Below are 15,104 nucleotides of genomic sequence, written 5' to 3'. Positions count from 1 at the left end.
TTTTATTAACGACGTTTGACTCCAAAACGTTCTGATAGCGCTTCGCCTAATAAATTGAAGGTGACGACAACGAGCATAATCATCAAACCTGGATATAGCATTAATTCTGGATTCGTCCGGATATACGATTTCCCCTCATGAATCATTGCTCCCCATTCTGGAGTAGGGGGTTGCACACCTAAACCTAGAAACGACATGGCGGATATATCCATGATGGCCCAACCCATTTCCAATGTACCCATAACAGCTAGCGGAGGGAGAACATTTGGAACAATATGTTTCTTTATTATCTTCCATTGAGAAGAACCGCTTATTTTAGCTGCCGCAATATAGTTTTGTTCTTTCAGACTAAGTACCATTCCTCGGAAAATTCTCGCATAATACACCCATTGCACAAGCATCAATGCTAAGATGACCTGTTTAAGGCCAGGTCCCAATATGCCAACAAGTCCAAGAATGAGCAAAAGATTCGGAAATGCCATAACACCATCACAAAGTCTCATTAGCACCTGGTCCACCCATCCACCTTTATAACCAGCAATGGTTCCAACAATCAAACCGATGCCTAAAGATGAAATAAAGATTAATGTGGCAAATCCTAACGAAATGCGAGCTCCATATAAGATGCGTGATAACGTGCATCTCCCTAAATGATCAGTTCCCAATGGATACTCAAAGGAAGAGGGCTGTAGTTTATTAGCTAAATTGACAGCAATGGGATCATTAGGTGCAATCCAAGGAGCCAAGATGGTTATGATAAATAGGAAACTCAATATTATCGAACAAAGGACAATCACTTTCTGACTTCTCATCATAATGCGAAGACTTGTTATCATTGACGTTGCCCTCCTTTTCTGGAGATGCGTGGGTCGATGCACATTTGAATAAGGTCAACAATCAAGTTGCTAAAAATGAATAGTCCCGCTGCTAAAAGCACATAGCATTGAATGACAGGAACATCCCGATTAAAAATAGCTTCAATAAAATAACGACCAAATCCTGGCCAGGAAAAGACCGCTTCGACGATAATGGTTCCAGTCAGTAGCTTTCCTAAATTCATCCCTAGTCCAGTAATCATAGGAGATATGGCTATTCTCAATACATGTTTTCCCATAATCACTTTTTCATGAATCCCTCTTGTACGAGCAAAAAGGATATAAGGTTCCTGTAAATTTTCAAGAACACTGGCGCGTAACAATCGAGTATACAAGGCTATTAATGGCAAAGCTAAAGTAACGGAAGGGAGAACCAGATGTTGCAAAGTTCCGATTCCTTCAACAGGGAATAGGTCGAGTTTAACAGAAAAGAAAAAAATCAATAAATAACCAAGCCAAAAAGAAGGGATGGATGCCCCGAAAAAAGAGAGAATTCGACTAAAATGGTCAATACCACTGTTTTTCTTTATGCCTGCCAAAAATCCAAGAGGGACACTGACCAGGACCGCTAATATGATGCTACCTAAAGCTAACTGAATGGTCGCTGGCATTCGATATGTAACCTCGTCCCAAACAGGTTTATTTGAAACATAAGATATGCCAAAATCAAATTGGCATATCTTAATGATAGAGTTTACATATTGAACATGGAGGGGTTGATCTAAGCCAAACTCATGTCTTTTCTGAGCCAATATCTCATCTGTAGATTGGATATGTGCTGCAGATAAATATGCCTCAGCTGGGTCCACGGGTGAAAGGTGAATCATTCCAAACGTTAGAAGAGTGACCAAAAGAAAGATGGGAATGATGGCAATAATTCGTTTCAAGATATAAGTTCCCATGAAAGCCCTCCTGTATCTTACTACTCGATGCTAATTCCTGTGAATGGATGTTCATCCCGGTTAGCAGGGAATGTGAAATTTGATACATCTTTTTGATAAACAGCTATTTTCTTAATATAAGAAATAGGTACAATAGCTCCTTGGTCTTGCAGTGATTCCAAAATAGTCGAGTAAAGTTCTTGACGTTCTTTTTCATCTGTTGTTCTAGGAACATCAGCAATTTGTTTTAACAACTTATCTTTGTTCGGATAAGATGAAATGGCTTCGTTAAATCCAAATCCTTCTGAACCAACGATGTTTACGAAAGTATGAGGATCATAGGGTGCGCCATAGTTACTAAAGAAATTCAATTCAAATTCATTAGCTTTGAATCTTTGAATTTGTACCGTAAGCTCAACTCCAACGATATTTAATTTAACACCCAGTGCCGCCCACTCAGATTGTAATGTTTCGGCCATTGCTTTTTGAATCGATTCTGCAGAGTCGTACATTAACTCGATTTCAAGTGGTTTTCCGTCTTTCTCACGAACGTTTTTTCCTTTTGGCAGCTTCCATCCTGCTTCATCTAATAAAGCTTGTGCTTTTTCAACATTATAATCAATCGCTGTTACATCAATGTCTGAAGTATACGGGAAGTTTGTCGGTAAAATAAAATCTGCCTTCTCTTCCAACCCAGAAGTAACTCCTTCAACCATTGCTTTTTTATTAAATCCATATTGTAACGCCTGACGAACACGTAAATCTGAAAGCTGTTCTTTCTTCGTATTCATAACTAGTTGTCTTGTCGCAACCGGCTCAGAAATACTAGTCTCATAGGTACCTGTTGTTTCTAATTGTTTGAACGAATCTAGACTGATAACCCCTTCACCATAAATAAGGTCTAGGTCTCCTTTTTCAAAAGCAAGAACTCGGGTTTCAGCATCAGGAATGATCTTGACTTTGATTTTCTTTACTTTAGGGAGCTCACCCCAATAATTTTCATTGCGTTTGAAAATAGCATATTCATCTGCTTTATATTCTTCCAAAATCCATGGACCTGTACCGACTGGTTTTGTAACGCCTTTTGAAGTGTCACCATCTTTAGGGAATCCAGCATCACCTAAGAAACGGACTGGACGAACGACGGCTAACTCTTGAATAGTAGGATAATATGGCTCCTTTAATGTTAGTTTAAACGTGTTTTGGTCAATTACCTCCGTTTGATCCACTTTCGGAATAAAGCCCAACCAACTATGTAAATCAACATTCTTCAATATAGCATCAAAGTTCTTTTTCACAATTTCAGCATTAAAGCTTGTACCGTCAGAAAATTTCACATCTTGACGCAGGTTGAACGTATATTCCTTCCCATCCTTGGAAATTTCCCAAGATTCAGCTAAATGTGGTTTCAGCTCGCCTCCATCTTGGTAGCTAACCAAAGGTTCATATACCATCGATTGAGCGAATAATTGAGAAGGATTATAGACATGCGGATTCATTTCACCTATATCTCTAGGCCAAGCAAAAGTAAGCATGTCTTTACTGTCTTTATTTGAAGTTGAATTTTCTTTTGATTCATTTGTACATCCAAGTAAAAGCGTTGATAAAATTAAAACGATGGCAGATATAAATAACACTTGTTTGCTGCTTCTTCTTTTTGACATAACATTGGTGCCTCCAGTACCATATTGAGAATCATTTTCAATTCTAAAGAGTAACTATATTATTGTCAATATAATGTCGAAACTCTAGAATAATATGTTTTGTTAGAAACATAGAACCTCAATATCCTTTTCATTTATGAATGATGATGCTACTCCAAATAATATATATTTGAATTCAATCTCGCTTTGGAGAGTCTTCACCCCTTGTTGAAGTTGTCCTTTTTCAGCTTATCCCCCCACCCCACAGATGATCTGTTATCTCCAAGCCTTCTTGCAAAAGTTGATTTTCCGACACCCGCGGACACTCCGATAACCATGATTCATTCCATTGATATACCCGTTTCCTCACCTTATTTATTAAAATGACCAGTAAGCTTACCAAATACATATCTCTATTCACCACTTTTAGTTCCATAAGAAAAGGCGACCCTTCTTAATGAAGAATCGCATCAGTTAATTGAGAGAAAAAATGAATGGTTACTTCGGTGCACTGGCCTCTTAAGAAAGGCTTTGTTTTTTCTCTATTAAATCAGTTGCCCTAAATGTTTCTTTGCCTCGTAATCAACAAGTTTTTCATCCTGCTTAATTCGTGTCAGATAATCCGGGTTGGCGATAAGCGGACGTCCGATTGCCGCAACATCAATGATGCCTTTTTCCAGTGCCGCTTCTGCTGTTTCAGGATCAAGCCCCCCCACTCCAACTATTATTCCATCCCAGTGGCTGCGTACCAATTCATGCATGGTTAATCCTCTTGCAATCGGTTTGGTGAATTCCATCGTGGACGGGTGGATCATTGTGACTCCTGTTTCTTTAAACGCTTCAATAAATGTTTGGATCGCTGTTTCAGGATCTTCCCACATGTAAGACGGCTGGTCAATTTTCAAAGCTGAGAAACGAATAAGGGTACGATCCACTCCAACCGCATCAATAACCGCTTTTAGCACTTCCTTCATAAAGGTCAGACGCTGTTTTAAATTACCACCGTACCGATCGGTCCTTTTATTGGAAGTGTCGGAATTGAACTGGTCTATTAAGTAGCCGTGTGCACCATGAATTTCAACGCCGTCAAAGCCAGCATCCATCGCATTCTTAGCAGCTTGTTTATATTGGTTCACCACTTCTTCAATATCCGTCTCTGTCATTTCTTCAGGAGTATCAAAAGGTTTTCCGAATCGTGAAACCTTTCCTTCAGCAGCGATAGGAGAAGGAGCCTGCGGAGGAAGTCCTCCTGCAATTTCATGGTGGCTTGCACGGCCAACATGCCAGATTTGCGCTATGATCGTTCCGCCTTCAGCGTGTACAGCTTCCGTTACTTTTTTCCACCCGTTGATTTGCTCTTGTGTATATATTCCTGGAACTCCAGGATTGCCCTTTGCTCTTGGTGAAATCACTACACCTTCAGTAATGATAAGTCCGATTCCATCTTGAGCCCGTTTTCGGTAATATTCTACGGTCAGGTCATTTACAACACCGGTTTCGTTATCAGCAAACGACCGTGTCATAGGAGCCATTGCCGTTCTTGTTCTTAAGTTCCATGCACCTATTGTTACAGGTTCAAACATTTTAGTTTTTATTGTATTCATTTGAATTCCTCCTGTTAACCGCTTTATTGAGCTGACTTTTAGTAACTATTATTGTGTAAGATTATCCGATAAGTGGTTAATTTTCAAATAATTCACTCTGATCTTCATAGTTTTTGATAAAATATGGTAATAAAGACCAGTAAAAACGATTTTACCCTTATGGTATTCTTGTTAACTTTTAGATATTAAGGAACAGGATAGCACAAGAATGTTTATAAGGACTGGACATAACCTTATTAAAAATAAAAAAGATGGGGTGTTTTTATGTGGAAACGACAAATGGTTGAAACAAGCCGTGGAAAGTTCGAGGTCTTTGTCCAAGGAGAAGGTGAACCTGTTTGTATCACTCATTTATATAGCGAATTTAATGAACTTGGCTATTATTTTGCTGATAATTTTGTAAGTGATTTTAAAGTTTTAGGGAAGCATTAGTATTGGAGCGATGGAGTTTTGCAGGACATTCAACTGGAGGAATGTTAGCGTTGGTCTATGTAACATCATTTCCTAATACCCTTTCAAAGTTAATGGTCGGAGGGGCAACTGCTACAAAAAAATATATGGAACACGAAGGAAGTATGTATAGCCCCAGTAGTTCACTTAACAAGAGGTTGAAAGAGATATTCTCTATTTTGAAGTCTCCGGATACCACTATTGAGGAAAGAAGATCTGCCAATAGAGAATGGACAGATATGTCTTTATACAATATTGAAAAAAAAGCTGAATATTTTCAAAGACCTTCCAGTGGCAAAGTAGTACATAGAAGGTTAGATTACTTTTCTTTTAATGACCTACTAATTTTGATTTACAAAAAGAACTATCAAAAGTTAGAATTCCCACCATTGTTTATTGTGGACGACATGATGCACAATGCCCTTTAGTCTTCTCAGAAGAAATCGATGCTGGATTGATGGATTCGAAACTTTATATCTTTGAAGAGAGTAACCACTTCCCTTATTTAGAAGAAAATGCGAAGTTCCTTAATATGGTTTCGGATTTTAGAAGAATAGAATACAAAACAGTGTAACTAATGGGGCGTAAAAAATTATTAAGTTCTTTAAAAGCACCAATATCCTTTTTCAAACAAAAAAGCCAGACAGAGAAAATCTTTTCCCTGCTGGCTAATTTATCTTTTTCCATTAATATATCTTATTAGTCTCGTGCAGTTCTGATAAAAAACGATACGATCAAGCCAATGATTGCTAGGACAAGACCAAAAATGAAGGCATCTTGAACGCCTGCAGTCAATGAACCGCTAATGGCAGATGGATCGAACGGATCTTCTGCATTTGCCATATAATTTTTTTGTGATGCTGACATGATGGTAATGGCAACGGTTGTACCGATGGCCCCCGATACTTGTTGCAATGTATTCATTAGAGCCGTTCCATCCGGATAAAGATTTTTCGGCAGTTGATTCAGGCCATTTGTTTGGGCTGGCATCATGACCATCGAAACACCAATCATAAGGAGAGTATGCATGACGATTACCATAATGATCGATGTTTCAGTCGTTACGTTCGTCAAAGTCCATAACATGACAATCATGATAATGAAGCCTGGGATCACTAATCCCCTTGGTCCGAACTTATCAAAAATGCGCCCCGTAACCGGAGACATGATACCATTAAGCACTCCACCAGGTAAAAGTACGAGCCCAGCAGAAAACGCAGCTAATGCAAGCCCGGTTTGCAAGTATAACGGTAAGAGAATCATGGATGACATGATGATCATGAAGGTGATGAAGACGGTTATTAACCCTATCGTGAACATCGGATATTTAAAAACGCGCAAGTCAATCATCGGTTTATCCATGTTGAATTGTCTTACAGCAAACAGGAACAGCGCTATAAGGCCAACAATGATCGAGGATAGAACTATCGCATTATTCCACCCTTGCTCTCCAACAATACTAAAGCCATAAACAATTCCACCAAAACCAATGGTCGATAAAATAATGGATGGTACATCGATTTTAGGTTTGGTGATTGTTGAAACGTTTTGCATATACTTGAGACCGAATAGTAAAGCGATCACAAAGAACGGCAAAGACACCCAGAAAATGTAATTCCATTTTAGATTTTCAATAATCAAACCTGAAACTGTCGGCCCGATGGCTGGGGCAAACATGATCACCAGCCCCATCAATCCCATCGTCGCTCCCCTTTTATGAATAGGGAAAATCAATAAAATGGTATTGAACATGAGGGGCAATAAAAGACCCGTTCCGATAGCCTGGATGACACGGGCTAGCATCAAGATGCCGAACCCAGGTGCAATTGCTGCAATGAGCGTCCCAATGATCGAGAACACCATTGATGCAATGAATAATTGACGGGTATTGAACCACTGAATCAAGAGTCCCGAAACGGGAACCAATATCCCCAATGTCAATAAGTAACCCGTTGTCAGCCATTGCACGGTGGAAGGACTGACATTGAATTCCTGTATTAAATCCCCCAGCGCCATGTTTAAAGCCGTCTCGCTGAATAACCCAATGAACCCTGCAATTAAAAATGCAATTAAAATGGGGGTCGTTCTAATGACTGGGTTTTGTTGCTGTCCTGCATCTGTAGACATAAAATGATTCCTCCAATTACTAACTGTTCGACCTAAGCTTATAATAATTTTTCCCGATGAATTATTTATTTATCAGCAATAATGGTATCTGTTCCGCAATGGCTTGGAGAGGTTCCCCGTTTTTCGCCGTTAAGGATAAAAGGATACCTCCTTCAATTAAAGCATTAATTACGATACTCAATTCCTTTGACCGTTTCTCACTGTATTCCGCCTCGAGTAATTTCTTCACATAAATGGATTGCCAATCTTCTATCGCTTCTTGACAGGCCGTTCTTATCTGCTCACTCGTCGTATATGTTTCCGCTGCAATCGTCCCGATTGGCAGTCCTAATAGATTTTCACTATCACCAAAAACCTCGGATAATTGAAAAATATGAGCCTGAATGGCTTTGATAGGGTCTTCTATTTCATCAAATCCCCGTCGAATTTCATCTATCACGAATTCTTTTGTATGATTAATCGCCTCTATCGCCAATTCCTCTTTGCCTTTCGGAAAATAATGATACAGCGAACCTTTTGGGATACCACTTTCCTCAATAATGTCCTTAAGCCCTACACCATAATATCCACGTATTCGAAAAAGCCGGGAAGCAGCTTCAATAAGAATGTCTTTAGAGTTTCGTTTTTCTGCCATAGCTGGATCACTCCTTGAAATTATATCAACCGGTCTATTAGCACTATACTTGCATATCATTGTTTTGTCAAAGATGACAGCTTTTGAGTGGATGGGATTTACTAATGAACCCATTTGAAATACTTTTACAACAAAAAGAACACCTCATATTGGTGTTCTCTGCAAGTTTAAAGAATAGAGGAAATCAATACCTTCTATATTGTACCCAGTATTTATTAAACGCTTCCAATTATCAAACACATCGGCCTTTCTTTTCATAACATATTCGGTATCTTCAAGGATTCTTGTCATGATTTTTGAAATCAAGAATAGCAATTACAAACATGCCAAAGCTTAGCATCAGGGAAATAACTTCGAAAGTACCCATTCACATCGCCTCCTTACATCCAGCTTTTCCTGATCGGAGATTGTCCTATACAAGGAAAAACATGAATCAGAAACTTTTAATCAAAAAAAGAGTAAACCCAATCAGGGTCTACCCTCCTACTTCAGTCATATCATTTAAATATCTAAAGTTCCCATTCTTGAGAACTTCCTTTTCAAATAAACCATTCCTGTTAATAACCCAGTTTTTTTTCCACAACGTTCATTAGTGGTTCACCTTCAGAAAAAAGTTTTAAATTTTTCAGGAATAACTCCATCACACGATCTTGGTGTTTGGAAGAGTTATAAGCATTATGTGGGGAAACCATGACATTTTCCAGCTGCCAAAAAGGGTGATCCTCAGGTAAAGGTTCTACTTCAAACACATCGAGCGCCGCTCCTGCTATGTGCCCATTGCTCAAGGAATCGATTAAATCTTCATCCACAATCGTATTACCCCGGCCGACATTAATTACATAGCTGCCTTTTTTCATTTTATTTAAGCGTTCTTTATTAAAAAAATACGAGGTATCTTTCGTAAACGGGAGTGCCAATACAACAAAATCGGACCTAGAAAGGACTTCATCCACTTGATCCATGCCCATTATCAAATCAGCAGGTTCATATTCGTCGTTCCTCTTGGCGGGATTCCGGCGGCACCCAAAAACCGTCATACCTAGTGCTTTACATCTCTTTGCTATCTCATAGCCAATATCACCATACCCAATTATCCCAACTGTCGCATTTTCAAGATCTTTCACAGGAATTTCAACCCAAGTTTTGTTTATTTGATTTCTGATCATTGCCGGCACACCTCTTGCTAACGAAGATAGCATCGCAATTGTATGCTCGGCTATCGGGACAGATGTGCAGCCTTTGACATTGGTGATGATGACATCGCTGTTTTGTATATCTTCAGTCAGCATGGCCTCAACTCCAGCACTGTCTGAATGGATCCATTTAATCCTTGGAGCTTTTTTTATAATGTTAAGATTATCATGAAGCCCCATCGTATAAAGGACATCAAACTTTGATAGATCAACTGTTGGCTGTGGTTCAGGTTCGCCGAATTCCCATGGCTCGACAACAACTTCTGAACAAATCTCCTTAAACTCGTTGATGTATTTTTCCGGTATATCGACCCTTATATAAAGTGAAGGTGATTTTTTCTTGGAAGCGGACATTATAAAACCTCCTCAAGAACCCATGTTAAATGTGAATGCGATCATACCATAGCGTGCTTTATGATCAATTCAAGAAATCTGGTTGCTCTTTTCTGATTCTGTCCCAAAGAGGCTGAAAACTCAACCATCCCTCATATTCCGTTCCCGTTTGTTCTGCCGTTAGCTTTGCATACTCTTCTTCAATAAAAATGGGCTTACCTACAGATTCAGCCATTATCTGTGCTTGACATGAACGCTCCATCGTTATGAACCACCAAGCAGCTGAATCTACAGATTGACCCACCGTTAACAATCCATGGTTGCGGAGGATGACAGCTTTGTATTGACCTAGAGCCCTGGCAATGCGTTTCCCTTCTTCAGATGCATAAACCACACCAGTAAAATCATCAAATAATGCATGGTCATTGTAAAATTGGCAGGCATCTTGCGTAATCGGATCTAACAGTCTCCCTAAAGAAGACCATGTCTTTCCATATACCGAATGAGCGTGTGCCGCTGCAATGGCATCCGGTCGTGCTTTATGAATTTCCGAATGAATGGCAAAGGCAGCACCATTTACTGAATGTTCACCCTCTACAATTTCACCTTTATGATTTACCAATATCAGATCTGAAACGGAAATTTGACTAAAGTGCATCCCAAACGGATTGACCCAGAAATGGTCTGTATATTTAGGATCACGGACCGTAATGTGGCCAGCTATCCCTTCATCGAATCCAAACTTTGAAAAAAGACGGAATGAAGCTGCCAACCGTTCTTTCCGGTGATTGCGTTCTTCTTCCATAGTATTGAATGTTGCGGGTTGCAGGGAAATTGTCTTTGTCATTTTTCTTTCCTCCTCGATCTTTTTCCTTTTTTTGCTGACCAATCAATTAGCCATGGTATCCATGTCAGCTTTACCCTTTCCATCTTGCTTGACTTCACTTTTGTTCTCGTTATTTTTATTGGAACTTAAGAAAGTAAGTACAGTAATGACGACAAAACTAGTAGCAAGCCCGTACAGAATTGGTTGTGTGGAGGAAGGACCATTAATCACCAATCCCACAATAATAACGACCATGCTTGCCAGAATGGAGTAAAATGCGGCTGTAGCCGTGACCCTCTTCCAAAAGAAGCCAAGGATGATCGGAAAGAACACAGCACCGGATAAAATTGCGTAAGCTACATCCAATGCAACTAAAATATCTTGAATCCATATTGAAACGATTATGGTCAATACACCAATCGTTAAAGTTGTAATCCGGGATGTTTTTAAAAATTGTCGTTCACTCATTCCTGGACCGATATATTTTTTTATGATGTCATTAACAACTAAAGTGGAAGAAGCAAGCAACGTTCCTGAAGCTGTAGACATAAGGGCAGATACCACACTCGCAATGACAACCCCCAATAGACCAGCAGGTAAAGTTTCCATCGCTATGCTAGTAAATGCATTTTGTGGATCTCCTAAATTAGGAAGGATAATAAAAGCGCACATTCCAATTATACTGATTGCAATCGCATAAAAAACACTATATATTCCTGCTCCAACCGTTCCGCCACGAGATATCGCTTTGGTTCGTGCGGTAAAAAGACGCTGCCAAATATCTTGTCCAACAACAACCCCTAGAGTAAATAATAAGAAGTATTGAAAAATTGTCTCTCCGCCAATATTTCCTAACTCGAAATGTGATGCAGGGAGATTTTCCTTAAGCGAGCCCCACCCTCCTGCCTTAGAGACGCTCATTGGAAGCATGATAAAGAAAATACCGATCGTCATGATGACAAATTGCACGACATCAGTCATGGTGACGGACCACATACCTCCTAATATTGTATAAAATAAAACGATCCCACCCCCGACTATCATGGAAACCGTTAAATTCCAGCCTGCCAAAACATGTAATATCGTCCCCATCCCAATCACTTGCGTTACAGTCAGCATGAATGTATAGATGACAGAGACCAGGGCACTGATCAATCTTGTTTGAGAATTGTAGCGCTTCTCAAGCATCTCACTGATCGTCAGCACTTTTAAATCAAATATCTTATTTGTTAAAAACAACCCGATAGCAATAATACCGAGACCGATCATCACCACTAGCCAAATACCGGATATCCCAAACTGATAACCTAACTTTGCTGTTCCTAGAGTAGAAGCACCCCCTAATATCACAGCAGCTAAACAGGATAAATACATAAAATGACCCAGATTACGCCCTGCTACAATGAAATCATCTGCTGTTTTTGCCCGTTTGGACCCGATTACTCCCACAATGATTAAAACAGAAAAATATAGAGTCATGATCGATATATCCAAAATATGCATTTACACATCTCCTTTTCGGGTTGTTTTGTTTTTATCGCTTTGTGTTTAAAGAGGGAGGGAAGGAGGAAGTATACCATTCCTTCCTTCCATTTAAATGAGGAAACTAGTTGTTAAGCTGCGTTTCCAGATCTCCAACTCTCTCTTTTTTCTCCAGTTTCCCTTTTTTTGCGAGAGCGATGAGTGTGATGAATTCATAGACGATATTAGCCGCTGCGGCAGCCGTGACTTGTCCGTGATCGTATGATGGTAAAACCTCAACGAGATCGAATCCTACAAAATCTATATTTGTCAAACCTCTTACAAAGGCTAAAGCATCATCAATGCTGGCCCCTGAAACTTCCGGGGTTCCTGTTCCAGGTGCATAAACGGGATCTAAAAAATCAATGTCAAAAGATAAAAACACCGGCCCCTTCGCGACACGCTCATGAATGACTCCAAGCATCTTTTCAACCCCGATACGTTTATAATCGTTCGTCGTATAAACGCCCAACCCTAAATCCCGGGCATCCTGAAGATCCTCCGGTCCGTACAGACCACCCCTCATACCAATTTGAAGAGAACGCGATACATCGATGAGGCCCTCTTCTATTGCGCGGCGAAAAACGGTTCCGTGATTATACTTTTGTTCAAAATAACTATCCCAAGTATCGGAGTGAGCATCGAATTGAAGCAGGGCAACTGGTCCATGTTTTTTAACGATTGCACGTAACTCCCCTAGAGTAATAGAATGATCGCCTCCTAATGAAATGGGAATGATCCCTTTATCAATGATGGGGGTAAGCTCTTCTTCAATCTTTTTATAAGTCTCAGAAATATAGCCAGGAATGATCGGAATATCTCCATAATCAATTCCTGATATATAATCAAAAATATTAATATCCTGTTCTGGATTATAAGGACGTAAAAGGATTGAAAAATCGCGAATGGCTTCTGGTCCGAATCTCGCACCCGTCCTAAATGATTGCCCGGAATCAAAAGGAATTCCCGTAATGACAAAATCCATATGTTCATCTACCTGTTCAACAAATGGAAGTCGCATAAACGTACGTACTCCGCAAAAACGGGGTGATTTGAATGAGTCTTTGGGTTGATACTTCATCATTTAACATCCTCCTAAATTTCCACTATTATTTTTCACTCCATGGCATTGCACGATGCCATATAAACTTCCACCTTTTTATACATTAATAGAAGAATAGAATTATAAAACACCCTTGTTTTAAAATTATCTTCTTACCTTTTACATAAGCAAGATTCACGCCAACTATTTAGCTGCGGTTTATAAGGCTTTTCGTTATTTCTGTTTCATCAAATGATTAATAACTTAATCATTTTCTTATTTATTGATTTAATTTTTGATTATTCCGACTTTTTGATTTATATTTTAATTAATAACCATCTCAAAACCCAAAGGAGCGGGACCTATGTACGACGATATGCTGGAGGAAGAACTAAAAAAGATTATTGAAACATCTAATAATAACATACTCATTACCGATCAAGATGGAATCATTTTATATTCCAACCCAAAGCTTTGGGAGATTTATGGTATGGAAAGTGACTCTTATATCGGTACCTCCGTCTATCAATTAGAAAGTGAGGGCCTTCTCACACCTTCCATCAATGCGATTGTTTTAAAAGAAAAGAAAGCGAAGCGGATAATGCAAGAAACAAAAACCGGTCATGTTGTCATGTCGACTGGCTATCCCATTTTTAATAAGGAAGGACTTCTCGTTAGGGTAATAAGCTATGGTCAGGATCAAACCGAGATCCTGCAATTGCAGGATCAATTTGAGCAATTACAACGAAAAGTAAAAGGCTATCAAACGGAAGTCGAGGATTTAAGAGAAAAGGAACTTGATTACCATTATTTGATTGCTAGAAGTAACGAAACGAAGCATATTTTAAAAACGATCCATAATGTCGCAAAAACCGATGCCACGATACTCTTATTAGGACCTTCCGGGGTAGGGAAAAGCACTTTTGCCCGTGCTGTTCATGACCAAAGCAACCGAAAGAAAGAACCTTTTATCGAAGTGAATTGCAGCACGATACCTGATAGTTTGTTTGAATCAGAAATATTCGGCTATGAGCCGGGATCATTTACAGGAGCAGATAAACAAGGGAGGCAGGGCCTGATTGAGCAGGCTGACAGCGGGACTCTGTTCTTAGATGAAATCGGGGAACTCCCACTGGCCATGCAAGCCAAATTACTGAAAGTATTACAGGAAAAAAAGATAAAGCGCATCGGTGGAAAAAAAGAAAACCAGATTAACTTCCGCCTGGTTACAGCAACTAATCAAGATCTGAAGGAGATGGTAAGTCAAGGTAAGTTTAGATTGGACTTATTTTATCGTTTGAATGTGATTCCCATCCAAATTCCGGCACTACATGAACGTAAAGAAGATATACCTCTCTTAATACAGCATTACTTACAGAAAACCAATGAAAAATACCAGAAATTCAAAAAAATCCATCCATCGACTTATGAAGTTTTGACCCATTATCATTGGCCCGGAAATATACGAGAATTAGAAAACTTAATTGAACGATTAATCCTGACCATTGAAGAGCCAAATATATTTCCCGAACACCTTCCCCAATCCATCACAGGGCAAATAGAACAGCCGGAAGATTCCACCTTCTTGGCAATCGAACAAGAATGTGAAGAGAATTTCGATTTAAAGAAGACACTGGAAAAGGTTGAAAGGCAACTGATTGCAAAAGCATGGAAAAAATGTAAAACAACCTACGAAATGGCAGAACATATGGGTATCAGCCAGCCAACAGTCATCTATAAATTAAAGAAATACAAAAAGTACTTGTAAATTCATCTGGATTAAAACCCGTTTGCAACCATGAATGGTCCTTAGCCTTTAGTAATGGATGCCATTCTAGCTAAGGGTGCTTTTGAAACTATATATGCAAGCGCCAAAAATGATCAATTCGAAATGAAACCAATGATGATTATCGACAATAAGTCCAATAAAAAATCCATAATACATTCAATCAACAAAAAAATCCCCATTCAAGAT

At 39.3% G+C, this 15,104-nt stretch carries 14 protein-coding genes; 3 read left to right on the top strand and 11 right to left on the bottom strand.

Features of this window, described 5'->3' with window-relative positions:
• Window positions 1–5: 5 nt before the first annotated feature.
• The 4 genes from nikC to ACDZ29_RS15080 form a co-directional block, all read right to left on the bottom strand.
• On the bottom strand, window positions 6–836 hold the full coding sequence (gene nikC / locus ACDZ29_RS15095; RefSeq protein ID WP_289323841.1) for a nickel ABC transporter permease subunit NikC: 831 nt from the start codon (window positions 834–836) through the stop codon (window positions 6–8).
• Complete coding sequence (nikB, locus tag ACDZ29_RS15090; RefSeq protein ID WP_375088066.1) at window positions 833–1,777, bottom strand: nickel ABC transporter permease subunit NikB; 945 nt, start codon at window positions 1,775–1,777, stop codon at window positions 833–835. The genes nikC and nikB overlap by 4 nt, the downstream gene beginning before the upstream one ends.
• Before the next feature lie 20 nt (window positions 1,778–1,797).
• Window positions 1,798–3,420, bottom strand: coding sequence for a nickel ABC transporter substrate-binding protein (gene nikA / locus ACDZ29_RS15085; protein WP_375088065.1), 1,623 nt, complete (start codon window positions 3,418–3,420; stop codon window positions 1,798–1,800).
• Window positions 3,421–3,944: 524 nt separating this feature from the next.
• Window positions 3,945–5,003 carry an alkene reductase gene (locus tag ACDZ29_RS15080; RefSeq protein ID WP_375088064.1) on the bottom strand — a complete coding sequence of 353 codons (1,059 nt, stop codon included), beginning with the start codon at window positions 5,001–5,003 and terminating at the stop codon, window positions 3,945–3,947.
• Window positions 5,004–5,267: 264 nt separating this feature from the next.
• Here ACDZ29_RS15080 and ACDZ29_RS15075 point away from each other — a divergent pair, with 264 nt between their 5' ends.
• Together ACDZ29_RS15075 and ACDZ29_RS15070 are read left to right on the top strand one after the other, a co-directional pair.
• Complete coding sequence (locus tag ACDZ29_RS15075) at window positions 5,268–5,435, top strand: hypothetical protein (RefSeq protein ID WP_375088063.1); 168 nt, start codon at window positions 5,268–5,270, stop codon at window positions 5,433–5,435.
• A 2-nt stretch (window positions 5,436–5,437) separates the two neighbouring features.
• A complete protein-coding gene (locus ACDZ29_RS15070) occupies window positions 5,438–5,881 on the top strand; it encodes a hypothetical protein (RefSeq protein WP_375088062.1) in 444 nt (147 codons plus the stop codon).
• Between the two features lie 271 nt (window positions 5,882–6,152).
• On the opposite strand, the gene ACDZ29_RS15065 is transcribed toward ACDZ29_RS15070, so the two are convergent.
• The 7 genes from ACDZ29_RS15065 to speB form a co-directional block, all read right to left on the bottom strand.
• Complete coding sequence (locus ACDZ29_RS15065) at window positions 6,153–7,580, bottom strand: MDR family MFS transporter (protein WP_375088061.1); 1,428 nt, start codon at window positions 7,578–7,580, stop codon at window positions 6,153–6,155.
• 61 nt (window positions 7,581–7,641) lie between these two features.
• On the bottom strand, window positions 7,642–8,214 hold the full coding sequence (locus ACDZ29_RS15060; RefSeq protein WP_289323836.1) for a TetR/AcrR family transcriptional regulator: 573 nt from the start codon (window positions 8,212–8,214) through the stop codon (window positions 7,642–7,644).
• Window positions 8,215–8,488: 274 nt separating this feature from the next.
• Complete coding sequence (locus tag ACDZ29_RS15055) at window positions 8,489–8,581, bottom strand: putative holin-like toxin (RefSeq protein WP_220126990.1); 93 nt, start codon at window positions 8,579–8,581, stop codon at window positions 8,489–8,491.
• Window positions 8,582–8,771: 190 nt separating this feature from the next.
• Window positions 8,772–9,761, bottom strand: coding sequence for a D-2-hydroxyacid dehydrogenase (locus ACDZ29_RS15050; RefSeq protein ID WP_375088060.1), 990 nt, complete (start codon window positions 9,759–9,761; stop codon window positions 8,772–8,774).
• A gap of 64 nt (window positions 9,762–9,825) precedes the next feature.
• Window positions 9,826–10,587 (bottom strand): class II aldolase/adducin family protein, encoded by a 762-nt coding sequence (locus ACDZ29_RS15045; protein ID WP_289323834.1) that lies wholly within the window; start codon window positions 10,585–10,587, stop codon window positions 9,826–9,828.
• Between the two features lie 42 nt (window positions 10,588–10,629).
• Complete coding sequence (locus ACDZ29_RS15040) at window positions 10,630–12,069, bottom strand: sodium:solute symporter (protein ID WP_289323833.1); 1,440 nt, start codon at window positions 12,067–12,069, stop codon at window positions 10,630–10,632.
• 103 nt (window positions 12,070–12,172) lie between these two features.
• Window positions 12,173–13,171, bottom strand: a complete 999-nt coding sequence (gene speB / locus ACDZ29_RS15035) for an agmatinase (RefSeq protein WP_289323832.1) — start codon at window positions 13,169–13,171, stop codon at window positions 12,173–12,175.
• A gap of 322 nt (window positions 13,172–13,493) precedes the next feature.
• On the opposite strand from speB, the gene ACDZ29_RS15030 reads away from it, so the two are divergent.
• A complete protein-coding gene (locus ACDZ29_RS15030) occupies window positions 13,494–14,897 on the top strand; it encodes a sigma-54 interaction domain-containing protein (RefSeq protein WP_375088059.1) in 1,404 nt (467 codons plus the stop codon).
• Window positions 14,898–15,104: the final 207 nt, after the last annotated feature.

The organism is Peribacillus sp. RS7, assembly GCF_041956845.1.
GTDB lineage: Bacteria > Bacillota > Bacilli > Bacillales > DSM-1321 > Peribacillus.
The sequence above is the reverse complement of the archived record's forward strand: the minus strand, read 5'-3'. Positions and strand labels throughout refer to the sequence as shown.

Bases quoted from the DNA above. Each gene is read 5' to 3' on its own strand.
- ACDZ29_RS15030 (WP_375088059.1), top strand. From the start codon at position 13,494: ATGTACGACGATATGCTGGAGGAAGAACTAAAAAAGATTATTGAAACA.
- speB (WP_289323832.1), bottom strand. From the start codon at position 13,171: ATGATGAAGTATCAACCCAAAGACTCATTCAAATCACCCCGTTTTTGC.
- ACDZ29_RS15055 (WP_220126990.1), bottom strand. From the start codon at position 8,581: ATGGGTACTTTCGAAGTTATTTCCCTGATGCTAAGCTTTGGCATGTTT.
- ACDZ29_RS15060 (WP_289323836.1), bottom strand. From the start codon at position 8,214: ATGGCAGAAAAACGAAACTCTAAAGACATTCTTATTGAAGCTGCTTCC.
- ACDZ29_RS15065 (WP_375088061.1), bottom strand. From the start codon at position 7,580: ATGTCTACAGATGCAGGACAGCAACAAAACCCAGTCATTAGAACGACC.
- nikB (WP_375088066.1), bottom strand. From the start codon at position 1,777: ATGGGAACTTATATCTTGAAACGAATTATTGCCATCATTCCCATCTTT.
- nikA (WP_375088065.1), bottom strand. From the start codon at position 3,420: ATGTCAAAAAGAAGAAGCAGCAAACAAGTGTTATTTATATCTGCCATC.
- ACDZ29_RS15080 (WP_375088064.1), bottom strand. From the start codon at position 5,003: ATGAATACAATAAAAACTAAAATGTTTGAACCTGTAACAATAGGTGCA.
- ACDZ29_RS15050 (WP_375088060.1), bottom strand. From the start codon at position 9,761: ATGTCCGCTTCCAAGAAAAAATCACCTTCACTTTATATAAGGGTCGAT.
- ACDZ29_RS15040 (WP_289323833.1), bottom strand. From the start codon at position 12,069: ATGCATATTTTGGATATATCGATCATGACTCTATATTTTTCTGTTTTA.
- ACDZ29_RS15045 (WP_289323834.1), bottom strand. From the start codon at position 10,587: ATGACAAAGACAATTTCCCTGCAACCCGCAACATTCAATACTATGGAA.
- nikC (WP_289323841.1), bottom strand. From the start codon at position 836: ATGATAACAAGTCTTCGCATTATGATGAGAAGTCAGAAAGTGATTGTC.
- ACDZ29_RS15075 (WP_375088063.1), top strand. From the start codon at position 5,268: ATGTGGAAACGACAAATGGTTGAAACAAGCCGTGGAAAGTTCGAGGTC.